The sequence below is a fragment of the Polaromonas sp. P3_B1 genome, assembly GCF_056402935.1.
In genome coordinates, this window is record NZ_JBFUGK010000013.1 from 33,870 (window position 1) to 55,559 (window position 21,690).

The window sequence follows — 21,690 nt, forward strand, 5'->3', positions numbered from 1 at the left end:
ACTTTGTGAGTTGGCGTTTCACGGGATTGGCAAACCCCGATCGCTCGGTTTAAATGGGACGGACCACGCCCATCTCCTCCTCTTCATTCGCACAGGGACGAACGCCAGCGGCCATGTTGTACCCCCTCCACAAGACCGGCGCGCTGCAACTGCTCCAGGGCGGGCGGGATTTTTTCCCCGCCTTGGTCCAGGCGCTGGACGCGGCGCGAAGCTGGGTGCAGCTGGAAACCTATATTTTTGATTTTCACGGCGCCGGGGCCGAGGTGGCCGAAGCTTTGGCGCGTGCCGCCGGGCGCGGTGTGACGGTGCAAGTGCTGGTGGACGGCATAGGCACCAGCCCGCTACCGCCGCAGTGGGCTGAAAAATTCGCGCAGGCCAAAGTCGACTGGTGTGTGTATTCACCCCTGGGCACAGGCCTGAGCGGCCTGGGCCTGCTGGTGCCGGAGCGCTGGCGCCGGCTGCATCGCAAGCTTTGTGTGGTCGACCAGCACACGGTGTTCTGCGGCGGCATCAATGTGCTCGACGATTTCTACGATCCCAACCATGGCGAACTCCAGGCGCCGCGCGTCGATTTCGCCGTGGCCGCCACCGGGCCGCTGGCGCTGGAGGCCGCCGACGCCATGGCGCTGCTGTGGTGGCGCGTGCAGGCGGGGTACAGCGCGCGGCAGCGGCACATGAACGCGGCGTGGGAGAAATTCAAGGCCGCGGGGTACGGTGGGCGCACGGGTGCCACACCGCTTGCGACGGGCAATGGCGCAGCCGCCGGACCCAGGGCGGCACTGATACTGCGCGACAACCTGCGCAACCGCAGCAGCATAGAGCGCGCCTACCGCAAGGCCATCGGCAAGGCGCACCATGAAATCATCATCGCCAACGCCTACTTCCTGCCGGGGCGCAAGCTGCGGCGGGCCCTGATCGGAGCCGCGCGCCGCGGTGTGCGTGTGACGCTGCTGCTGCAGGGGCGCTATGAGTACTTCATGCAGTACCACGCGGCCCGGCCCGTCTACGGCGTCCTGCTGGCGGCGGGTGTGGAGATCCATGAATACGAGGCCGGCTTTCTGCACGCCAAGGTGGCCGTGGTGGACGGGCACTGGGCCACCGTGGGCTCGTCCAACCTCGATCCCTTGAGTCTGCTGCTGGCCCGTGAAGCCAATGTGGTGGTCGAGGACAAGGCCTTTGCCGAAGGCCTGGCCGGCATTCTGCGCGATACCATGGTCAAGCAGGGGCGGCGCATGGACCCGGCCGCCCACAGCCACCGCCCCCTGGGCCAGCGGCTGCGGGGCTGGGTGGCCTATGCCCTGGTGCGGCTGGCGCTGCTGGTGGCGGGTCAGCGTTACTGACGTCCCGAGGCCATTTCCCCGTTAAGTAGCTACTAAATTGATAGCGACTTATGCCCGCACGAAAAGGGCGAAAGGCCAAAGACCCTGTCAGATTCCGGACAAGACGCCGAAAGAGCAGGCTGGTAATATCTGGCATGCTTATGAAATCCGACACGCCCCCCCAGGACGCGACCGGCGAGGGTACGCCTGTTTCCGTCAAGATCCGCGAACGCCTGGCCCTGGCGCGCAAGCGCTTTCACGCCAATGACAACATCGCCCAGTTCATCCAGCCCGGTGAACTCGAAAAACTGCTGGACGAAGTCGAAGGCAAGATGCAGGGCGTGCTCGACAGCCTGGTGATAGACACCGCCGGCGACCACAACACCAACAACACGGCGCGCCGCGTGGCCAAGATGTACCTCAACGAGGTCTTCAAGGGCCGCTATGTAGCGTCACCCACCATCACCGAATTCCCCAACGCCGAGCACCTCAACGAGCTCATGATCGTCGGGCCCATCACGGTGCGCAGCGCCTGTTCGCATCACTTCTGCCCGGTCATCGGCAAGATATGGATTGGTGTGCTGCCCAACGAACACACCAATGTGATCGGCCTGTCCAAATACGCGCGCCTGGCTGAATGGGTCATGGGCCGCCCGCAAATCCAGGAAGAGGCCGTGGTGCAGCTGGCCGACCTGATCATGGAGAAAACCCAGCCCGACGGCCTGGCCATCGTGATGGAGGCCAGCCACTACTGCATGGCCTGGCGCGGTGTGAAAGACATGGACAGCAAGATGATCAACTCGGTGATGCGCGGCGTGTTCCTGAAGGACTCGACCCTGCGCCGCGAATTCCTCGCACTGATTCCGCAGAAGGGCTAAAGATGTTGGTTCGTTTACTTTATGCAAGCCGCGCGGTCGACACCAGCCCTGAAGCCATCGAGGGCATCCTGTCGCAGTCGCGCCAGCACAACCCGGCCACCGGCATCACCGGCATTCTCTGCTACGGCGGTGGCATCTTCCTGCAGGCCATCGAAGGCGGACGCATGGCGGTCAGCGACCTGTTCGGCCATATCCAGCAGGATGCCCGCCACAAGGACGTGGTGCTGCTGCACTTCGAGGAAATCTCCGAGCGGCGCTTCGGCGGCTGGACCATGGGGCAGGTCAACCTCTCCAAGCTCAACCACTCCATCCTCCTGAAATATTCCGAGAAAGCCGAGCTCGACCCCTATTCCGTCTCCGGCAAGGTGTCGTACGCGCTGCTCGAAGACCTGATGGCCACCGCCTCCATCTGCGGGCGCGTTTGAGCCGGGCAATCGAGCCGGCGTGAAGACGCGCGCATGATGCCAGCGCCCGAATTGCTTTTGGGCTGCGATTTTTCGAGCAGCCCCAGCCGCCGTAAACCCATTGTGATGGCCACCGGCTCCGCAGCCGGCGGCCGTGTGCTGCTCGCCGGTCTGGAGCGTATCGAGTCGCTTGATGGCTTCGAGCAATGGCTGCACCGCAATACCGCATGGCTGGGCGCTTTTGATTTTCCTTTCGGCCTTCCGCGCGAACTCGTCGAGCAACTCGGCTGGCCCGTCCGCTGGCCGGACCTGATGCTGCACTACGCGGCTTTGAGCCGGCCCGACATCCGCAGCGCCTTCGCCGCCTTCTGCGATGCCCGCCCCGCCGGGCAGAAGTTCGCCCACCGTGCGGCCGACAGGCCAGCCGGGTCCAGCCCCTCGATGAAATGGGTCAACCCACCTGTGGCCTACATGCTGCACGCCGGTGTGCCACGCCTGCTGGCGGCAGGGGTCCACCTTCCGGGCCTGCACGACGGCGACATGCACCGTGTTGCGCTCGAGGGTTACCCCGGCCTCCTCGCGCGCGAGGTGCTCGGCAACCGCTCGTATAAAAGCGACGACAAGGCCAAACAGACGCCCGAGCGGCTGATCGCGCGCAAGGACCTGATCACCGCACTCGAAAACGGGCAAACCCGGCTGGGTCTGCGGCTGAAGGTCAGTCATGCCCAGCGCGACACGCTGGTTGACGACGCCAGCGGCGACACCCTGGACGCCGTGCTGTGCCTGATGCAGGCAGCCTGGGCGTTGCAGCAGGGCGCGCCGCGCTACGGCTTGCCGATGGAGATGGACTCGCTGGAAGGCTGGATCGTCACGGCCTGAGATTCGCGGACTTGGGTATGGCGATACTGTTTATTTGTCCAGTATATTCGGAGTCTTCTTTCCACGCTTCAGGGCCTCTTCGGACAATGTCTTCTTTTTTCCGTGCACTCACGATAGCCGCACTGCTGGGCGCCTGGTTCCCGGTTCAGGCGTCTTCGCGGGCAAAGTCTTCAGCACCTGCCTGGTCCGGCGCGGTCACCTATGTGGTCGACGGCGATACCGTGAAGGTGCGGCCGCCCGGGGGCGGCAAGCCCCTCAGCATTCGCATCAGCGGCATAGACGCGCCGGAAATCTGCCAGGCCGGCGGCGCGGCGTCTCGGGATGCGCTCATGCGCAAGGTGCTGGGCCAGCATGTCGCCGTGCAGGGCCGTCACCATGATGACTACGGCCGCCTGCTGGCGAAGATCACTTTCAAAGGTGAAGACACGGGGCGGTGGATGGTGGCGCAGGGTCTGGCCTGGTCTTACCGCAATCGCGGCAAGGCCGGTCCCTATGCCGCAGAACAGCGGCATGCCAGGGCCGCAGGGCTGGGGATTTTTTCGCCGTCGCAGGGGGCGCCGGCGGTGTATCCCGCGCAATTCCGCAAGCGGCACGGCAGCTGTCATTCACAGCGCTGACGCCGCTGCCCCTTGTCCTACGGCTGTTTCAGCCGGGGCCGATGTGCGGCAACGGGTCATCTGGCTAGAGTGAATGTGCGCGAACGCCGCTTCGCCGCTGCCTTGCGCCCAGCCGTCCAGGCCGGGCCCCTCACATCCCGATAAGGAGCCACCATGATTCCCATTCTTTTGAACCCCTCGCATACGGGCCATGCCCTCCGTCCGCTGACCGTCCTGGTCGCGGCATCGCTGGCACTGGCCCTGTCGGCCTGCAACAAGCAGGATGAAGGCAAAACCGCCGGCCAGCAACTTGACTCGGCCATTGCGAAAACCGAAGACGCCGCCGCCAGGGCCAAAGCCAAGGCTGAGAGCGAAATGGCCAGTGCCGGCGCCGCGGTGAAAAATGCGACCCAAAGCGCTGAGTCTTCCAGCAAGGACATGGCCGCCAAGGCCGGTGAAAAAATCGACGACCTCACCATCACTACGACCGTCACCGCGGGCTTCGCGAAAGACCCCGACTTGAGCGTGCTCAAGATCAATGTGGATACCCGCGACGGCGCCGTGACCCTCAAGGGTTCCGCGCCCACGGCGGCTGCCCGCGACAAGGCCGCCGACCAGGCCAAGGCGGTCAAAGGCGTCAAATCGGTGGACAACAAACTTGAGGTGAAAGCCGCAGGCTGATCCTTGGGCTGCGGGCCCGGCCCGGAACGCGAAAAAGGCAGGCCACGGAAAATTCCATGCCTGCCTTTTCCAGCCACTTTCCGGTGGCATGGGGTCTAACCGTTTACGGGCGAATGACGATGTCGTTGCGAACGGCTTTGACGTTCTTCACGTTCCGGGCGATGTTTTCAGCCTGGGCCTTTTCCGCGGCGGATTTGGCGAAGCCGGACAGCTGGACGGTGCCGTTGAGCGTTTCCACCTTGATGGAGGAGGCCGCCACGGTTTTGTCCTCGACGAATTTGGCCTTCACGGAGGTCGTGATGGCGGCGTCGTCGACGTAGGCGCCGGCAGTTTCCTGGCCACGCCCGACAGCGCAGCCGCTGCCAATGATGGTGATGCCTGCCAGAGCGGCGAATGCAATTGCGCGAGCGTATTTCATATGGTTTCCTCTTGTGTTGATGTCATGGTTTTGGTGCAAGGTTGAAAAAGCCTGCCTGTGGACGGCACCACGCCCACAGGCCTGCGGTCATCTTTTATTTTTCGAGCCAGTCCTTGAGCTCGTCGGCGTGTTCTTCCTCGTCGGCCAGCACGTCTTCGAGCATTCGCCGCGTCGTCGGGTCCTTGTCGCCGATCAGCGCGATCATCTGGCGATAGGCCTCGACCGCGACGCGTTCCGCGACCAGGTTGACGCGCACCATGGTTTTCAGGTCGTTGGATTCGTCGTATTGCGCGTGGCTGCGCTGCAGCAGCGTGCTGGGTGAAAAGTCGGGCTCACCGCCCAGTTGGACAATGCGCCGCGCGATGCGGTCGGCGTGCGCCGACTCTTCATTGGCATGCACGAGGAATTCATCGGCAATGGCCGGAGAGGACAGGCCGCTGGCCATGAAATAGTGGCGCTTGTAGCGCAGCACGCATACCAGTTCGGTGGCCAGCGCGTCGTTGAGGAGCTTCACGATGGCCTCACGATGCGGCCCGTAGGCCGGCGTGATGGCGCCGTCGGCCAGGCTCTTGCGGGCCGCATCCAGGCCGGATTCGTCCAGCATCAATTCGCTGGAGGCAGCCGTGGCTACGGAGGGTTTGGAGGTCACGGGGAAGTTCATGATGTTCTTTGTCTTTGTGTCTGTTCGGAGTCGTGGGGACGGGAGACCAGGGAGAGCAGGGTTGCGGAAATCTCCGACGACTTGAGGGCGGCCAGTAAAAGGCTGCCCATCGACACCAGGCGCCAGGGCTTGAGCGCCACAGCGGCGGCGCCCGCCACGGCGGCGATGCCCAGCAGCTGTAGCGGTTTTTCTTTTGCATACTGGTCGAGGACTGGTCGCGCCAGGCTGAAGGTGGCGTTCACGGGATGGTGCTGCCACCAGGCCCCCAGGGCGTGTTTTACAAAGCTCCAGGTTCCGCCTTCAGATGACGAAAAATCTTCTTCGCCGTAATGTCCAGGTTGCTCCGGTTCATCATCGGAAGAGTTATCGCGGCTCATGTGCCTGACGATGGCCCTGCGGCTGCTGGCCAGTCTTTCCTGCGGCGTGGGCTGGGTGGAAGAGGTCATGGCGCGTCTCTGTACCTGGCTCAAGCCGCCATGCGCAAGGCGCGGGCGTCGCTGTCGATCTGGGCCTTCAACTCGGGAAAACGTTCCGAGGTCAAAGGTTTTCGCGCCCGCAGGGCGGCGCCCACCAGGATTGCCAGTGCAACCCCCGGCACCACCACGAGGGCCCAGTGAAACTGGTTGTGCAGCATGCCCAGCATCACGGCCGTTCCCGCCAGGCACAGGAAGACCGCTGCCGCCACGACCGCCACGGCCCAGGCCACAACACGCGTCAGCACCTCGGAGCCTGCTTCGGAAGCTTCTTCCTGAAACAGTGCCGCATAAGCCGACAGGTGGTCGGCGACCAGGTCCGGCCGCTGAACGATGGTGGAGAAAAGGGGATGAAGCATGGCGATATGGTTCGGTCGACGCAGCGGCGAATCAGTAGCGGTTCTGCTGGCGCTGGCGTGCCGACGAAATCAGCAGCGCCACACCTGCGCCCACCGCCGCGGCGATCAGCACGGAACGCAGGGGCTGGTCCGCGACGTAGCGCGAGGTGGCGCCCGCCGCGTTGGACAGTGAGCGCTGTGCACGGTCTTTGGCTTCAGCGGCGAGATCCAGGCTCTGGCGCGCCAGGTGCTGGGCCTTGGAGGCAAGCATGTCGACCACCGGGTCGACGCTGCCACGCAGGTCACGCACCTTGCTTTCGGCCTTGTCGAAGGCTTCGTTGGCGTAGCTGCGTGTGCTGGCCACGGTTTTTTCGGCGGTCTGCAGCAGCTCGTCGGAAGTTTGGCGGGCGGTATTGGCGACGGTCTGGGTGTTCATGGCGGTCCTAGGTGGTTAAAGAAATAAGAAATGGCGGGGAAAACAAAAGCCGTGTCAGCAAGTGACGCGGCTCATGTGGAAGGCCTCGTGCGAAATAAAGCGCGTGAAAGCCGTCAGTTCTTGCGCAGCAGGCTGATGACAAAACTCACAACGGCCATCACGGCAAAGATGAAGAACAGGATCTTGGCGATCTCAACGGCGCCGGCCGCAATGCCGCCGAAGCCGAACACAGCGGCGATCAGCGCGATGACGAGAAAAACGACGGAATAGTGCAGCATCTGGGGCTCCTTTGGCTTCAGTGATGGCCTTTGCTTCGGTTGAAGCGGCCTTTGACCCAAGCTTAGTGAAGCCCCTGAAGCTGCCTCATCGGCAGCAGGCGTGTGCCTCTGTCAGTTCGAATGGCCATGCCCTGTAGGAGGGGGCCGACATTTTGTTACGCCGCTCGCGTGGAAGGGCGAGAGAGTGCGCGCGCGTTCGCCGCTGCCTGCGCGCACCCGACGTGTTTCTGCGGCGATGTGTCTGTGCGTCGCTGTGCGGTCATGCCGGCACGCTTCAGCGCGTCTTCGGCAGCACCGCGGAAATCCGTGTGCCTTCGCCTTCAGCGCTGGTGACGGTGAGGCGGCCGCCGGCGGCTTCGACGCGGTGCCGCATGCCGGCCAGCCCGTGGCTGCCCGCGCCCACGCTGCCGACCTTGAATCCCTTGCCGTTGTCCTTGACCTCCACGGTGATGTAGCTGTCGAAGTTATGCAGGCTGATCTCGGCCTGCCTGGCTTCCGCGTATTTGCCGATGTTCGTCAGCGACTCCTGGACGAGGCGGTAGACGGTCAGTTGCGCGGAGCCGCCGAGTTCGACGGGCTCCAGGTCGGTGGTGATGGTCAGGCCCGAGCGTTCCTCGAACTCGCGCCCCAGGATTTCCAGCGAGGCCACCAGGCCCAGGTGCGACAGCGAGGACGGCCGCAAGTCTTCCACGATGCGTCGCTTGAGCGCGATGCCGCTGTTGAGCGTGTTGGTCAGGTGGGTGAGCCTCTCCACCGCTTCCGGCATGTTGCCCGCCAGGCGCGACTTCAAACGCGCCACGTCGAGCTTGGCCGCGGTCAGCAGCGCGCCCAGCTCGTCATGCAGTTCGCGCGCCAGGTGGCCGCGCTCGTCCTCGCGCACATTCTGCAGGTGGGTGGCCAGCTCGGCCAGGTTGGCGGTGCGCTCACGCACCTGCACCTCGAGGAAGTCGCGCTCGCGCTGCAGCGACTCCTGCTCGCGCCGGCCGGAAGCCAGCAAGGCCTTGGTCTGCAGCAGGTACATGTAGAAGGCCAGCAAACCCGCCAGCGCCACGGTGGCCACCCCGATGCGCGACAGCTGCAGCGAGCGCCGGATCTGCTCCTGGCCCTGTTCCATCTTGCTGACGCTGCCGGCAGCCAGCTTCGCGGACTGCTCGCGGATGGCCTCCATGTGTTCCTTGCCGACGTCCGTGGTCAGCACGAATTTCCAGGCGTCCTCATTGCCCTCCTTGCGCATGCGCACGCTCAGGTCCATTTCGGCCAGCTTGCGGGAAACGTGCCGCGACATCTGGCCGAACTCCGCGAGTTGTTCGCGGTACGGCGTGAACAGCTGGCGCAGCGTGTCCAGGTTGTGGTCGATGTCAGCCAGCGCGGCGTTGTAGGGCTCCAGGTAGCGCGCGTCGCCCGTCAGCAGGTAGCCCCGCTGGCCGGTTTCCGCGTCCAGCATGTGCTGCAGCAGTTTGTTGATGGCGCCGCGGGTCTGCTGCGCCTCTTCAATGCTGGCCGCCGCTTCGGTAGACTTGCGGAAACTCGCCTCATTGATGAAGATGAGGAAGGCGGCGGCCAGCACCGCCAAAGGCAGGCTGATGGCCATTCTGGGTATCGCAAATGCTTTCACGGCAAACTCCGTTTGGTACTTCGGTGAAGAATTCGTCAATAATGGGTGCTGAAAATTAAAGCAGGCGCCAGTTCAAGGCTTCTCTTTTCACGGCGTTGCCGGCTTGCAGCTTTATAGGAAGACAGCGACATGATCAAAATCGGAATTGTGGACGACCACGCCATTGTGCGTTCGGGGCTCAAGCAGTTTTTCTCGGACCAGGTCGACTTGCGCGTCGTCGGCGAGGCCGGCAGCGGCCGCGAGGCCATTGACCTGGTTCGCAACGTCGAACTCGACATCCTCGTCATGGATTTGTCCATGCCGGGCCAAAGCGGCATTGACGCGCTGGCCATGATCCGCGCGAAGGCGCCCGATGTCGGTATTCTCATCCTCAGCGGCTACCCCGAGGAGCACTATGCGGTCAACCTGATCCGCCAGGGCGCCAGCGGCTACCTCAACAAGGAGTGCGACCCGTCCGAGATTGTCGACGCGATCCGCGTCATCTCGCTGGGCAAGCGCTACATCACCCCGGCGGTGGCGGAGCTGCTGGCGCAGCAGCTGAACCGGCCCAACGACGTCGCCTCGCACGAGCAGCTGTCCGAGCGGGAGTTCCAGGTGTTCCTGAAACTGGCCAAGGGCGAAACGGCGGGTGACATCGCCAAGGCGCTGTCGCTGAGCGTGAAAACGGTGAGCACCTACCGCACCCGCGTGATGGAGAAGATGAGCCTTTCCTCGAACAGCGACCTGACTTACTACGCGCTCAAGAACAAGCTGATCGACTGAAATCAATCGGCGGCGGCGCTCTGCTGGATGCAATAGTCCACCAGGGCGTCGATCTCGTTGGATTTGTCGAATACCGCGTCGACACCGAGCTGCGTGCAGCGCTGGCGGATGTCGGCGGTGGCATAGTTGCTCAGCACCACGACTTTCTGCCGCGATGGGCGGTCCCTGCAGGCGGCCAGCACGCCTAGCCCGCTTCCCTGTTTGAGAAACAGGTCAACAATCGCCAGGTCCCAGTTCTCGCTGTTTTTCGCCAGCCAGGCCTTGCCTTCGTTTTCGGTGTCTGCGGTTCCCACGGCATCAATGCGTGCCAACTCCTCCAGCGTCCCGATCAGATTTTCACGAATGGTCGGATTGTCTTCTACGATGTACGTTTTCAGTCTCACTGCTCAGGTCCAGGTAGGAGGCCGCGTGGCTTTCGAAGTATTACGAAAGGCCCAAAAATGCGAAAGTCTCTTGTTTCCTAATGTATCTTTAACCCAGGCCCATTCTGCCAGCGGCCAAGGCCAGCACTTGTAGGAGGTCGCCTACGGCTGCATTGCGTGTGCGCCGCAGCCACACTACGCGGGCTGTAGGCACATGCTCACAGTGTGTCATCGTGACTGCCGACTGCCCTCTGCGGCGATCCGGCCGATAGTGGAATGCAGGGCTAGACGGAGCCCCGCGCCCTTGCAGGCGCAGGCATGACACCACAATGCAGGGAGACAAACGCATGCCAGCCAGTGCTTCCAGCGCCTTCCCGGCCACTGCGCTGCAAACCGGTGTCTTGCGCTTTTTTTGATGCAGGCCTGATCCTCTATGCCACTCATGAACACCCCCCAGTCCACGCCGATCCTCTGGCGGAGGTGGCTCGCCGGTATCAGCGCGGTGCTGCTTGCCTTGGTGCTGGTACTGGTGTTTTTCCCCTGGGACGTGCTGCGCGGCCCCATCAACCGCCATGTTTCCGACCAACTGGGACGGCGCTTCGAAATTACGCGGCACCTGTCGGTGCACCTGGGGCGCACCGTCACGGTCAGGGCCGAAGGTGTGGAGTTTGCCAACCCCGAGTGGGCCAGCAAGCCTTACCTGGTCAAGGCGGAGGCGGCCGAATTCGACATCAGATTGTTCCCGCTGCTGCTGGGCAAGGTCGTGTTGCCGCGCATCGCGCTGACGGCACCGGAAATAGGGCTGCAGATGGAGCCCGATGGGCGCCGGACCTGGGCGCTTGCGCGCGACACCTCCGATGAGGGGGCCATTCCGCGCATCGATGCCTTGCTGATCGACGGCGGCAGCGTGGACTACCAGGCGGCGGCGCAGGGTGCCAACATCCACGTGGATTTTTCGCTCGCCCAGGAGGCCGCGGGCCAGCTGCCCCTCACCTACAAGGCGACCGGCAAATGGCAAAACGAAGCCTTCAGCGCCAATGGGCGCACCGGCGGCGTGTTGCAGTTGAGCAAGGACCTTGAGGCGCCTTTTCCCATCGAGGTGAATGCGATGGCCGGCAAGACCAGCCTGAAGGCCAAGGGCAGCATCGCCAACCTCGCAGACCTTGCCGGGGTGGATGCCAGCTTTGACCTGCAGGGCCGTAACCTCGAGGAACTCTACAAGCTGCTGGGCGTGGTACTGCCGTCCACGCCGCCTTACAAACTGCGCGGCAAACTCGCCAGGCACGGCAAGGTTTGGGCTGCCAGCCAGATCCAGGGCCGCTTGGGCAGCTCGGACCTCAGCGGCGCGCTGAACTTTGACCAGTCCGCGCCGGTGCCCTTGCTGACCGGCAAAGTGCAGTCAAAACTGCTGGATTTCGCCGACCTGGCGCCGGTGATCGGATTGCCTGCGCCGGCCGGGCCCACCCCGGTGAAGGCGGCGGCCGCAGAGGCAGGGAATGAACCCGCGCCGGCGAAAAGCAGCAAACCGGATCGCGCATCGCGCAAGGTCCTGCCTGTTGCAACGCTGGATGTCACCCGGCTCAAGGCCATGAACGCCGACGTGGTGTACTCCGCCGCCGACATCCGGCACGTGGAAGTGCTGCCGCTGGACAAGGGCAGCGTCCACGTCAAGCTGAACGGCGGCGTGCTGCAGCTCGATCCGATATCGCTGGGCATCGCTGGCGGCACGGTGGCCGGCAGCATACGCATCGATGCCAATCTTGTGCCGGCCGGCTTCAGCACGCGGCTGGACCTGCGCGCCGTGCAGTTGAACCAACTCTTTCCGAAGGTGGAGACCACCAAAAGCAGCCTGGGCAAGATCAGCGGCCAGTTTGACCTCAAGGGGCGCGGCAATTCGCTGGCGCAGATGCTGGGCACGTCTTCCGGCGACGTGGCCGTCCTGATGGGCAAGGGCCAGATCAGCAACATCCTGCTCGAATTCATGGGCCTGGACGGCGGCGAGATCATCAAGTTCCTGGTGCGCGGCGACCGCAATGTGCAGCTGCGCTGCGCGGCTGCCGCCTTTGAGGTCAAGCAGGGGCTGATGAGCAGCAAGACCATCGTGCTCGACACCTCGGACACAGTGATCAACGGACGCGGAAACATCAGCCTGGCCGATGAAACCCTGGACCTGGTCCTGGAGCCGGCACCCAAGGACCGCAGCATCCTGAGCTTGCGCTCGCCCCTGAAAATCAGCGGCACTTTCGCGGCCCCGTCGGCAGGGCCCGACAAGGGCGCGCTGGCCGGGCGGGCCGGCATTGCGATCGCGCTGGGTGTGATCAATCCTTTGCTGGCACTGGCCGCCACGATAGAAACCGGGCCGGGCCAGGACGAAAACTGCGCGGCGATCCTGAAACAGGCCGCCGCCTCCAGCGCCGGCTCGCGCATTCCGGCGGCCGCCGTCAAATAAAAGGTCAGTGGTGAATGCCGCCGCAGACCGCGCAAGCGGTATTGCGCGCCAGTTTCATCTCGCTCCACTCCATGCGCCTGCCGTCCAGCATCAACAGGCGCCCGGTAAGTGCCTCGCCCACACCGCACACCAGCTTCAGGGCTTCAGCCGCCTGTGTGCTGCCGATGATGCCCACCAGCGGCGCGAACACGCCCATGGTGGCGCACAGGGTCTCTTCCATCAGCTCAGATTCGGGGAACACACAGGCATAGCACGGCGACTGCGCATTGCCCGCGTCAAACACCGCGACCTGGCCGTCGAAGCGGATCGCCGCGCCCGAGACCAGCGGCTTGCGGTGTTTCACGCAGGCGCGGTTGATCGCGTGGCGGGTCGCGAAGTTGTCGGTGCAGTCGAGCACCAGGTCGGCCTTGGCCACCAGTTCGTCCAGCAGCGCGCCCTCGGCCCGCTGCGTGATGGGCGTGACCGTGACGTCGGGGTTGATCGCCGCGATGGCCTGCCGGGCGGATTCGGCCTTGAATTCGCCAATGCGGTCCAGCGTGTGGGCGACCTGCCGCTGCAGGTTGGTGGCCTCGACGCGGTCATGGTCGGCGATGGTGATGTGGCCGACGCCGGCGCTGCCCAGGTAAAGCGCGACCGGCGAGCCCAGGCCGCCGGCTCCGATGATGAGCACATGCGCCTTCAGGAGCTTGTCCTGGCCTTCGATGCCGATGTCGTCGAGCAGGATGTGCCGGGAATAACGAAGCAGCTGGTCGTCGTTCATATGAAAGAAAAAAAGGCCGCCAAACAGGGCGGCCTCGATGGAAAGAAAAAGAACGGGTGCGAGCCACGGCCTGGTGAACCGGAAGGCTGCGGGAAGGCCGGTATCGCCGGCGCTATCCCGTCACCTCCCGTCAAAGCCTCAGTTTTCTTTTTTCTCGTTCTTGGGCTCCACCACGGCGGTCTTGCTGACCAGCACAGGGCGGCCCTTGAGTTGGTTGATCGCCTGGGCCAGCTGGAAGTCCTTGTCGCTGCCCAGTTCGGGCGGGCGGCGCTGTTCCGGCGTCTTCTTGGCTTCTTCCTCGAGGCGTTTGAGTGCGATCTCGCGGGCTTTTTCGCGGTTGGCATCCTTGACCTCGGCGCCCTGGCCGCTGTTGAGGTGTTTTTCCAGGTCGGCTTCGCGGGTGCGCAGGGCGGCAAACGGGCTGCCTTCGGCGGTTTCGTCCACCATCACGTCGGGCACGATGCCGCGCGCCTGGATGGATTTGCCGCTAGGCGTGTAGTAGCGCGCGGTGGTGAGCTTCAGGCCGGTGTCGGGGCCCAAGGGCCGCACGGTCTGCACCGAGCCCTTGCCGAAGGTCTGCGTGCCCATGATGGTGGCACGTTTGTGGTCCTGCAACGCGCCGGCCACGATTTCGCTGGCCGAGGCCGAACCTTCGTTGACCAGCACCACCAACGGTACATTTTTGAGGCCCGCCGGCAGGCGCTTGAGCGGATCACCGCCGCTGCGGCGTTGGTAGAACTCGGGGGCGGCCTTGTAAGTGAACTTGCTTTCGGCCAGTTGGCCGTTGGTGGACACCACCGTGACGTTTTCAGGCAGGAACACGGCCGATACCGCGACAGCGGCATCCAGCAGGCCGCCCGGGTCGTTGCGCAAGTCGAGCACCAGGCCCTTGAGATTGGGTTCCTGCTTGTAGATCTGCTCGAGCTTGGTCACAAAATCCTCGACCGTGCGCTCCTGGAACTGGCTCAGGCGCACCCAGGCGTAGCCGGGCTCCACCACCTTGCTGCGAACCGACTGCGTGCGGATTTCCTCGCGCGTGATGGTGACCGGGAAGGTGCGGTTTTCGTCCTTGCGGAAGATCGTCAGCAGCACCTTGGTCTTGGGCTCGCCGCGCATCTTCTTGACGGCTTCATTGAGTGTCAGCCCCTTGACGGCGGTGTCGTCGATGCGGGTGATGAGGTCGTTGGGCTTGAGGCCCGCGCGATCGGCGGGTGAGCCTTCGATCGGCGAAACCACCTTGACCAGGCCGTCTTCCTGGCTGATCTCGATGCCGACGCCGACAAAGCGGCCCGTCGTGCCTTCGCGGAATTCCTTGTAGGACTTCTTGTCGAAGTAAACCGAATGCGGATCCAGGCTGGCCACCATGCCGGAAATGGCGTCGGTGATGAGCTTTTTCTCGTCCACCGGTTCGACGTAATCGGTCTTGACCATGCCGAAAACCGCGGCGAGTTGCTGCAGCTCTTCAAGTGGCAGGGGGGCGATACCTGCCCGGGCCACAGCCTGCAACTGCACCGTGGTGAGCGCGCCCGCCACGGCGCCGATTGAAATCCACCCTGCTATCTTGAGCTTTTGACCCATAAAAATACCTTCGTAAGCCGTTGGGAAACTCTTGTTCCCCCTATGGGAAGCAATATACACCTTGGAGAAAGGCCGGGGCCCCCAGTTCCGCCCCAGGCGCGGCACGGTGCGAAAAAAGAAGCGAAACAGGTGGCTATTTACAGGATTTTTACCAAAAACCAGGGCGAGCGGGCCCTGAGGGTGACATCAGGCCTTGCCTTGCGCGCCCACGGCGGCGGCCGCCTTGGCCGCAGCCTCGGAATCACCCAGGTAGTAATGGCGCAGGGGCTTGAGGCTGGCGTCCAGTTCATAGACCAGCGGGATGCCGTTGGGGATGTTGAGGCCCACGATGTCGCTGTCGGAGATGTTGTCCAGGTATTTCACCAGCGCGCGTATGGAGTTGCCGTGGGCCGCGACCACGATGCGCTTGCCGGCCTTGATGGCGGGCGCCATCGATTCGTTCCAGAAAGGCAGCACGCGGTCCACGGTGTCTTTCAGGCATTCGGTCAGCGGCACCTGGCCGGGCTGGAGTTTGGCGTAGCGCGGGTCATCGCGTTCGCCGCGCGGGTCGTTCGCTTCCAGCGGCGGCGGCGGGGTGTCGTAGCTGCGGCGCCAGACCAGCACCTGTTCGTCGCCGAATTTTTTGGCGGTTTCGGCCTTGTTCAGGCCCTGCAGCGCGCCGTAATGCCGCTCGTTGAGGCGCCAGCTGTGCACCACCGGCAGCCAGGTGCGGTCCATTTCGTCCAGCGTGTGCCAGAGCGTGCGGGTCGCGCGCTTGAGCACGCTGGTGTAGGCCAGGTCGAACTCGTAGCCTTCGCTTTTGAGCAGCTTGCCGGCATTTTTGGCCTGTTCGACGCCGGTTTCCGTGAGGTCCACGTCGGTCCAGCCGGTAAAGCGGTTTTCAAGATTCCAGGTCGATTCGCCGTGGCGGATGAGCACGAGTTTGTACATGGTGGGAAGGATGGAGAGTGAAAAAAAGGGGAAAAGCGCGAAAAACAGGGATTAGGGAGGGCGGCCTGCATGGCGCTTGTTCCCTCCATTCTAAAATCACGGGTTAGCTGAAAAATACACAAAGGGTATACCGTGAAATTTCTGATCGATAACTGGATGCTGATTTCGATAGCGCTCGCCTCGGGCGGCATGCTGGTTTGGCCCATGATCGCCAGCGGCATGAACGCCGGCGCGCTGACGGCCAGCGGCGCGGTTCAACTCATCAACCGCGAAAAAGCCGTGGTCGTCGACGTCAGCGAGGCCGATGAATTCGCCGCCGGCCACGTCACGGGCGCCAAAAACGTGCCTTTCAGCGAGCTCGAAGACAAATTGCCCACCACGGTCAAGAACAAGGCCCTTCCGCTGATTCTTGTCTGCGCCACCGGTGCGCGCGCCGGCCGTGCTGTCGCCGTGGCCAAAAAGCTCGGTTACGAGCAGGCCCAATCGCTGGGCGGCGGGCTCAAAGCCTGGAAAGAGGCTAATCTTCCCCTTGAGAAAGCCTGAACAGGCTTGATCGGGGCAAAGCAGGCACGAAACCTGCCTTACCCGGCAAGTCCTGATCCATGGACTTTCCGCACCGGCCCCCTGCCGGCGCGACCCCGGAGACATCATGCAAACCGTCAAGATCTACACCACCGGCACCTGCCCTTATTGCATCCAGGCCAAACAGCTGCTCAAGCAGCGCGGCGTCACCGAACTCGATGAAATCCGCGTCGACATGGTGCCCGGCGAGCGCCAGAAGATGATGGACATCACCGGCCGGCGCACGGTGCCGCAGATCTTTATCGGCGAGACCCATGTGGGCGGCTGTGACGATTTGATGGCCCTGGACGGCCGTGGCGGCTTGATGCCGTTGCTGGAACGCTAACCCCCGTCCAAGCTCACTGCGTGTAGCTTGTTCCCCCCTCGAGGGGGCGRCGCCTGCGGCCCGGCAAAGCCGGTTCCGCGGCCCCTGCTGGTTGCGCCTCTAGGGGCCACAGTGGCTCCCTATAATCATTCGTTGGTCACCGGCTAGCCGGCGCATCTAATTCTCCATCCAATTTTTCCCAGCACCCGAAAGAGCACCATGGCTGAAGCCAATCTTGACCCCGTATTCCAGATCCAGCGCGTTTACCTCAAGGACGTGTCGCTGGAGCAGCCCAATTCGCCTGAAATCCTGTTGAACCAGGAACAACCCAGCGTGGACATCCAGCTGGGTGTGGGCGCTACCCCCATCGCTGAAGGCCTGTTCGAAGTCGCCGTGACGGCTACCGTGCAGACCAAGATCGCCGACAAGACGGTGTTTCTCGTCGAAGCCAAACAGGCCGGCATCTTTGAAATCCGCAACGTACCGCCCGAGCAGCTCGGCGCCATCCTGGGCATCGCCTGCCCACAAATCGTCTATCCCTACCTGCGCGGCAATGTGGCCGACGTGATCCAGCGCGGCGGTTTCCCGCCTGTGCACATGGCTGAAATCAACTTCCAGGCCATGTACGAGCAGCAGCAGGCCGAAGCCGCCGCAGCCGAGCCGTCGCAAATCATCGTCTGATGGCCGGCCGGTACTCCCGGCCGATTCATCGTCCATGATGTCCGTGTGACGCTCTCATGAAAATACTGGTCATTGGCGCGGGTGCCTGGGGCACGGCCCTGGCCGTCAGCAGCGCCTCGCGCCACCAGGTCACTCTCTGGGCGCGTGATGCCGCGCAGCTCGCCGGGCTGCAGGCCGCGCGCACCAACGCCCGCTACCTGCCCGGCATCGCTTTGCCTCCGTCGCTGGTGCTGCAGGGCGGCGATGTCCCGCTGGCCCAGGCCCTGGCCGGGCAAGACCTGATCATCCTCGCGACGCCGGTTTCTGCGGCCCGCGGCATGCTGCAAAGCCTGAAGGACGCAAGCGCGCCCCTGGCCTGGCTCAGCAAGGGCTTTGAAGCCCCGGTGGACGCCGCGGCCTCGCCTCTCGGCTTGATGGTCCATGAAATTCGCGCCCAAGCCGCTCCCGGTTTAAGGGCCGGCGTGCTCAGCGGCCCGAGCTTTGCGCTCGAAGTTGCGCGCGGCCAGCCGACGGCGCTGGTTGCGGCCAGCGAACATGCCGAGGTGCGCGACGCGCTGGTCGCGGCCTTCCACGGTGCCACGCTGCGTGTTTACGCCAATGACGACGTCGTGGGCGTGGAGGTGGGCGGCGCCGTCAAGAACGTGCTGGCCATCGCCACCGGGCTGTGCGACGGCCTGCAACTGGGGCTGAACGCCCGCGCTGCCCTCATCACGCGCGGCCTGGCCGAAATGACGCGACTGGGCGTGGCGCTGGGAGCCCGTGCTGAAACCTTTACCGGCCTCTCGGGTCTGGGCGACCTGGTGCTCACAGCCACCGGCGACCTGAGCCGCAACCGCAAGGTGGGCCTGTTGCTGGCCCAGGGCCAGACCCTGGCGCAGGCAGTCGATTCGCTGGGCCACGTGGCCGAGGGCGTGTATTGCGCCCGTACCGTGGTGCAGCGCGCAGCGGGCCTGGGCATCGAGATGCCGATAGCGCAAAGTGTCGTGGCCCTGCTGGACGGCAAGCTCAAACCCGCCGAGGCGGTGGCGATGTTGATGGGCCGCGGGCCTACCGCCGAACTGGCCTGAATCCCCGCGCCGCACCGGCGTGGCGCACCAGGGCTATTTGCGCAAATGCAGCGTCACCAGCAGCGATGCGTCCCGCACCGCCGTGAGCCCGTGCGGCACGCCACCGGCAAGCCAGAGCAACTGGCCGGCTTTCATGGGCTGGGTCTGGCCGTTCGAGGTGAAGGCTACCTCGCCCTCCAGGCACTGCACGGTGATTTCACCCTTGACCTGGTGCGAGGGCACGGTCTTGCCGGCCGGCACGATGAGTCGCATGACCTCAAGCTCCTCGCTTTTGAACAGCGCGACGGTGCGGCCCTCGGAAAGCTTGCCCGCCAGCGGCTGGACGTCAACGAGCTGCCCGGATGCGGCGTGGGGAATGGCCATGGCGGAACTCCTGCGAATGTGGGGGCTATGGAACTTTATACCCCAAGGCGGGTTTTGCCCGTCCGCGCGTTTGACCTGATCAGGCCTGCCCCATCACCCCGGGAACTGTCTTGTTGTAGTACAGGAAAATCTCATCGCGCACCCAGCCCAGTGATTCATACAAGGCCTGCGCCTTGTGGTTGGTTCTGGCGGTGCTGAGGTCCATCCGCGCAACGCCTTGCTGCCGGGCATGCTCGTGCGCCGCCTGCATCAGCGCGCGGCCGGCGCCGGTCTTGCGAGCCTCGGGCGCCACAAAAAGATCGTAGAGCGTGTAAATCGGCTGGGCGATCACCGAGCAGAAACTGGGGTAGAGCTGGCAGAAACCCACAATAGACCCCTCCGCATCCGCAGATTGCGCGACCAGGATCACCGATTCCTGCCTGCGCATGCGCTCGCCGATGAACTGCAGCGCCAGCGCGGCATCGGCGGGTTGCTCGTAAAACTGCCGGTAGGCGTCGAACAGCGCTGCCACCGCCGCCAGGTCAGCCGGGGCGGCGAGGCGTATGGACACCGCGCTCATGCGAGCTGCTTTTCCATGAAGACGCTCAAGGGATCGGGCGCGTACGCGCCAAACGGCTCCCGCGCCACATAACCGAGCTTCTCGTAGAGCCCCAGAGCCTCGGGCTGGTGGATGCCGGTCTCCAGCCGGGCCCGGCTCACGCCGTTGGCGGTGAGGTGAGCTTCAAGCGTTTGCATGATGGCTTTGGACAGTCCCTTGCCGCGATGCGCGTCCAGCACAAACACGCGCTTGATTTCGCCATAGGTGCCGTCGTCGTCCAGTGTCTTGACCGCGCCGCAGCCCACCAGTTCGCCGTCGACGTGGGCGCCCAGGAACAGCACATGGGCTTGCCGCAGGGCTTCTCCGCTTTCGAGGTGGTTGCTCTCGGCCGGATACAGCGCCGCCATGTAGGCGTCGGATTGGGCGAGCAGTGATTGTGCTTCGGGCGACAGCGGGTCTATGGGTTTGATGTGCATCGCCGGCCTAGATTTCCAGGTTGTCGATCAGCCGCGTGCTGCCCAGCTTGGCCGCACCCAGCACCACCAGCGGCTCGCCGGCCAGCGGGCCTTGCGGCGCCAGCAGGTCGGCGCGGCGGCGCACGGTGAGGTAGTCGGGTTTCCAGCCGCGGCGCGCCAGCGCCTGCATGGCCTGGGCTTCCAGCGCGGGCAGATCAGGGGTGCCGGCGGCGCGGGCGGCTTCACCCAGCGCACGTATGGCTTTGGACAACTCCACGGCTTCGGCGCGCTCAGCGGCGCTCAGGTAGCCGTTGCGCGACGACAGCGCCAGGCCGTCCTCGGCGCGCTGGGTCTCGCCGGCCAGGATTTCGATGGGCAGCGCGAACTGCTGCACCATGCGACGCACCACCATGACCTGCTGGTAGTCCTTCTTGCCGAAAGCCGCCACGCCCGTGGGCATGCCGGCGAACACGCAGGAAAACAGTTTGAGCACCACGGTGCTCACGCCGATGAAAAAGCCGGGCCGGAAGTGGCCTTCCAGGATGTCGCTCAAGTCCGTGGCCGGGTGCACCTTGTAGGTCTGCGGCTCGGGGTACAGATGTTTTTCGAGCGGCGCGAACAGCACGTTGCAGCCGGCGGCCTTCAGGCGTTCGGCGTCGGCGTCCAGGGTGCGCGGGTAGCTGTCGAAGTCCTCATGCGGGGCGAACTGCAGGCGGTTCACGAAGATGCTGGAGACGCTCACGTCGCCCAGAGGCTTGGCCTGTTTGACGAGCGCGATGTGGCCGTCGTGCAGATTGCCCATGGTGGGCACAAAGGCCGGGCGCTTGTAGGGGCTGAGGGCCTCGCGCAGTTCGGGGATGGTGTGGACGATCTGCATCATGTCTCCAGAAAGGGGGGGCGAAAGGGACAGGGGCTCACCAGGCGTGGGTGGCGTTCACCGGAAAGCTGCCGTCCTTGACGGCGCGCACATAGGCTTCCATCGCGCCGCGCACGCTGGCCGTCTTGTTGTCCGCCCCCTCCATGAAGTTGCGCACAAACTTCGGCATCTTGCCCAGGTTCATGCCCAGCATGTCGTGCAGCACCAGCACCTGGCCGGCCGTGCCGCTGCCCGCGCCTATGCCTATGGTGGCGCAATGCGCGAGTTCTTTCGTCAGGTCGGCCGACAGGGCCGCGGGCACCATCTCCAGCACCATCATCGCGGCGCCGGCGTCCTGCAGCTCGTGGGCATGGCGCTTGAGCGTGGCGGCGGCCTCCTCGCCCTTGCCCTGCACGCGGTAGCCGCCCAGCGCATGCACGGTCTGCGGCGTCAGGCCCAGGTGGGCGCAGACGGGAATGCCGCGCTCGACCAGGAAGCGCACGGTCTCGGCCGTCCAGCCGCCGCCTTCAAGCTTGACCATGTGGGCGCCGGCCTGCATCAGCACCACGGCGCTGCGCAATGCCTGTTCTTTCGATTCGTGGTAACTGCCGAAGGGCAGGTCGCCTATCAGCCAGGCCGTGGCCTGCGAGCGGCGCAGACCGTTGGCCACGCATTCGGTGTGGTGGCGCATGGTCTCCAGCGTCACGCCGACGGTGCTGGTCAGGCCCTGGCAGACCATGCCCAGCGAATCGCCGACCAGTATGCATTCCACGCCCGCCGCGTCGGCCACGGCCGCGAAGGTGGCGTCGTAGGCCGTCAGCATGGTGATTTTTTCGCCGTGCGCCTGCATCTCGCGCAGGCGCGGCAGGCTGATCGGCTTGCGCGCCGAGGGCGTGGAGGAGGGCGGCAAGGTGCCGTAGGGCGTGACCGAGGTGTTGGCAGGAGAGGTCATGGCAGCGTTCCGGAATTTAGCGAGAGTCTAACCAGCTTGAACTTGCTTTTTTGCCAGCGGTTTAGAGAGCCCAGA

At 64.2% G+C, this 21,690-nt stretch carries 28 protein-coding genes; 12 read left to right on the plus strand and 16 right to left on the minus strand.

The genetic code is table 11. The features are described 5' to 3' along the window. The first annotated feature begins 113 nt into the window (after window positions 1-113). The 6 genes from clsB to AC1DXS_RS09625 all read left to right on the plus strand — a co-directional run bounded on the left by clsB (window position 114) and on the right by AC1DXS_RS09625 (window position 4,757). Window positions 114-1,340 (plus strand): cardiolipin synthase ClsB, encoded by a 1,227-nt coding sequence (gene clsB / locus AC1DXS_RS09600; protein ID WP_477737287.1) that lies wholly within the window; start codon window positions 114-116, stop codon window positions 1,338-1,340. A gap of 134 nt (window positions 1,341-1,474) precedes the next feature. Further along, entirely contained in the window at window positions 1,475-2,197 is a 723-nt protein-coding gene (gene folE, locus AC1DXS_RS09605) for a GTP cyclohydrolase I (protein ID WP_036838408.1), read from the plus strand. Window positions 2,198-2,199: 2 nt separating this feature from the next. Then, entirely contained in the window at window positions 2,200-2,622 is a 423-nt protein-coding gene (locus AC1DXS_RS09610; RefSeq protein ID WP_007867959.1) for a BLUF domain-containing protein, read from the plus strand. Between the two features lie 33 nt (window positions 2,623-2,655). After that, window positions 2,656-3,480: a DUF429 domain-containing protein gene (locus AC1DXS_RS09615; protein ID WP_477737288.1), complete on the plus strand. Its 825-nt coding sequence runs from the start codon at window positions 2,656-2,658 to the stop codon at window positions 3,478-3,480. Between the two features lie 86 nt (window positions 3,481-3,566). Next, a complete protein-coding gene (locus AC1DXS_RS09620; protein WP_477737289.1) occupies window positions 3,567-4,097 on the plus strand; it encodes a thermonuclease family protein in 531 nt (176 codons plus the stop codon). A 153-nt stretch (window positions 4,098-4,250) separates the two neighbouring features. Next, complete coding sequence (locus AC1DXS_RS09625) at window positions 4,251-4,757, plus strand: BON domain-containing protein (RefSeq protein WP_477737290.1); 507 nt, start codon at window positions 4,251-4,253, stop codon at window positions 4,755-4,757. Window positions 4,758-4,860: 103 nt separating this feature from the next. Here the strand turns inward: AC1DXS_RS09625 and AC1DXS_RS09630 are convergent, their stop codons facing one another. The 7 genes from AC1DXS_RS09630 to AC1DXS_RS09660 form a co-directional block, all read right to left on the minus strand. Continuing rightward, window positions 4,861-5,175, minus strand: coding sequence for a BON domain-containing protein (locus AC1DXS_RS09630; protein WP_413327532.1), 315 nt, complete (start codon window positions 5,173-5,175; stop codon window positions 4,861-4,863). Between the two features lie 94 nt (window positions 5,176-5,269). Next, window positions 5,270-5,836 (minus strand): ferritin-like domain-containing protein, encoded by a 567-nt coding sequence (locus AC1DXS_RS09635; RefSeq protein ID WP_477737291.1) that lies wholly within the window; start codon window positions 5,834-5,836, stop codon window positions 5,270-5,272. Continuing rightward, the gene (locus AC1DXS_RS09640) at window positions 5,833-6,282 is read right to left on the minus strand and encodes a hypothetical protein (RefSeq protein ID WP_477737292.1); all 450 of its coding nucleotides are present in this window, start codon (window positions 6,280-6,282) and stop codon (window positions 5,833-5,835) included. Before AC1DXS_RS09640 ends, AC1DXS_RS09635 begins: the two co-directional genes overlap by 4 nt. Before the next feature lie 20 nt (window positions 6,283-6,302). After that, a complete protein-coding gene (locus AC1DXS_RS09645; protein ID WP_477737293.1) occupies window positions 6,303-6,668 on the minus strand; it encodes a hypothetical protein in 366 nt (121 codons plus the stop codon). 31 nt (window positions 6,669-6,699) lie between these two features. After that, entirely contained in the window at window positions 6,700-7,083 is a 384-nt protein-coding gene (locus AC1DXS_RS09650; protein ID WP_477737294.1) for a hypothetical protein, read from the minus strand. Between the two features lie 113 nt (window positions 7,084-7,196). Further along, window positions 7,197-7,361, minus strand: a complete 165-nt coding sequence (locus AC1DXS_RS09655; protein ID WP_007867921.1) for a DUF1328 domain-containing protein — start codon at window positions 7,359-7,361, stop codon at window positions 7,197-7,199. 274 nt (window positions 7,362-7,635) lie between these two features. Next, window positions 7,636-8,976 (minus strand): sensor histidine kinase, encoded by a 1,341-nt coding sequence (locus tag AC1DXS_RS09660; RefSeq protein ID WP_477737295.1) that lies wholly within the window; start codon window positions 8,974-8,976, stop codon window positions 7,636-7,638. A gap of 129 nt (window positions 8,977-9,105) precedes the next feature. On the opposite strand from AC1DXS_RS09660, the gene AC1DXS_RS09665 reads away from it, so the two are divergent. Then, window positions 9,106-9,738, plus strand: coding sequence for a response regulator (locus tag AC1DXS_RS09665; RefSeq protein WP_007867910.1), 633 nt, complete (start codon window positions 9,106-9,108; stop codon window positions 9,736-9,738). 2 nt (window positions 9,739-9,740) lie between these two features. On the opposite strand, the gene AC1DXS_RS09670 is transcribed toward AC1DXS_RS09665, so the two are convergent. Next, the gene (locus tag AC1DXS_RS09670) at window positions 9,741-10,121 is read right to left on the minus strand and encodes a response regulator (protein ID WP_477737296.1); all 381 of its coding nucleotides are present in this window, start codon (window positions 10,119-10,121) and stop codon (window positions 9,741-9,743) included. Window positions 10,122-10,533: 412 nt separating this feature from the next. On the opposite strand from AC1DXS_RS09670, the gene AC1DXS_RS09675 reads away from it, so the two are divergent. Next, window positions 10,534-12,549, plus strand: coding sequence for an AsmA family protein (locus AC1DXS_RS09675; protein ID WP_477737297.1), 2,016 nt, complete (start codon window positions 10,534-10,536; stop codon window positions 12,547-12,549). Between the two features lie 4 nt (window positions 12,550-12,553). On the opposite strand, the gene AC1DXS_RS09680 is transcribed toward AC1DXS_RS09675, so the two are convergent. From AC1DXS_RS09680 to gpmA, 3 genes are all read right to left on the minus strand, one after another. After that, on the minus strand, window positions 12,554-13,309 hold the full coding sequence (locus AC1DXS_RS09680) for a HesA/MoeB/ThiF family protein (protein WP_477737298.1): 756 nt from the start codon (window positions 13,307-13,309) through the stop codon (window positions 12,554-12,556). 138 nt (window positions 13,310-13,447) lie between these two features. Further along, window positions 13,448-14,887 carry a S41 family peptidase gene (locus AC1DXS_RS09685; protein WP_477737299.1) on the minus strand — a complete coding sequence of 480 codons (1,440 nt, stop codon included), beginning with the start codon at window positions 14,885-14,887 and terminating at the stop codon, window positions 13,448-13,450. Window positions 14,888-15,073: 186 nt separating this feature from the next. After that, the gene (gene gpmA, locus AC1DXS_RS09690) at window positions 15,074-15,817 is read right to left on the minus strand and encodes a 2,3-diphosphoglycerate-dependent phosphoglycerate mutase (protein ID WP_477737300.1); all 744 of its coding nucleotides are present in this window, start codon (window positions 15,815-15,817) and stop codon (window positions 15,074-15,076) included. A gap of 132 nt (window positions 15,818-15,949) precedes the next feature. On the opposite strand from gpmA, the gene AC1DXS_RS09695 reads away from it, so the two are divergent. The 4 genes from AC1DXS_RS09695 to AC1DXS_RS09710 all read left to right on the plus strand — a co-directional run bounded on the left by AC1DXS_RS09695 (window position 15,950) and on the right by AC1DXS_RS09710 (window position 18,451). Next, window positions 15,950-16,360, plus strand: a complete 411-nt coding sequence (locus AC1DXS_RS09695; protein ID WP_477737301.1) for a rhodanese-like domain-containing protein — start codon at window positions 15,950-15,952, stop codon at window positions 16,358-16,360. Window positions 16,361-16,466: 106 nt separating this feature from the next. Continuing rightward, complete coding sequence (gene grxC / locus AC1DXS_RS09700) at window positions 16,467-16,724, plus strand: glutaredoxin 3 (RefSeq protein ID WP_477737302.1); 258 nt, start codon at window positions 16,467-16,469, stop codon at window positions 16,722-16,724. Window positions 16,725-16,922: 198 nt separating this feature from the next. After that, window positions 16,923-17,384: a protein-export chaperone SecB gene (gene secB / locus AC1DXS_RS09705; protein WP_477737303.1), complete on the plus strand. Its 462-nt coding sequence runs from the start codon at window positions 16,923-16,925 to the stop codon at window positions 17,382-17,384. A 56-nt stretch (window positions 17,385-17,440) separates the two neighbouring features. Next, window positions 17,441-18,451 carry an NAD(P)H-dependent glycerol-3-phosphate dehydrogenase gene (locus AC1DXS_RS09710; protein ID WP_477737304.1) on the plus strand — a complete coding sequence of 337 codons (1,011 nt, stop codon included), beginning with the start codon at window positions 17,441-17,443 and terminating at the stop codon, window positions 18,449-18,451. Between the two features lie 33 nt (window positions 18,452-18,484). Here the strand turns inward: AC1DXS_RS09710 and AC1DXS_RS09715 are convergent, their stop codons facing one another. The 5 genes from AC1DXS_RS09715 to panB form a co-directional block, all read right to left on the minus strand. Beyond that, on the minus strand, window positions 18,485-18,814 hold the full coding sequence (locus tag AC1DXS_RS09715) for a cupin domain-containing protein (protein ID WP_477737305.1): 330 nt from the start codon (window positions 18,812-18,814) through the stop codon (window positions 18,485-18,487). 79 nt (window positions 18,815-18,893) lie between these two features. After that, complete coding sequence (locus AC1DXS_RS09720; protein WP_477737306.1) at window positions 18,894-19,373, minus strand: N-acetyltransferase family protein; 480 nt, start codon at window positions 19,371-19,373, stop codon at window positions 18,894-18,896. Then, on the minus strand, window positions 19,370-19,828 hold the full coding sequence (locus tag AC1DXS_RS09725) for a GNAT family N-acetyltransferase (protein ID WP_477737307.1): 459 nt from the start codon (window positions 19,826-19,828) through the stop codon (window positions 19,370-19,372). Before AC1DXS_RS09725 ends, AC1DXS_RS09720 begins: the two co-directional genes overlap by 4 nt. Before the next feature lie 7 nt (window positions 19,829-19,835). Continuing rightward, on the minus strand, window positions 19,836-20,684 hold the full coding sequence (gene panC, locus AC1DXS_RS09730) for a pantoate--beta-alanine ligase (RefSeq protein WP_477714376.1): 849 nt from the start codon (window positions 20,682-20,684) through the stop codon (window positions 19,836-19,838). A 37-nt stretch (window positions 20,685-20,721) separates the two neighbouring features. Further along, window positions 20,722-21,615: a 3-methyl-2-oxobutanoate hydroxymethyltransferase gene (gene panB, locus AC1DXS_RS09735; protein ID WP_477737308.1), complete on the minus strand. Its 894-nt coding sequence runs from the start codon at window positions 21,613-21,615 to the stop codon at window positions 20,722-20,724. Between the last annotated feature and the right edge of the window lie 75 nt (window positions 21,616-21,690).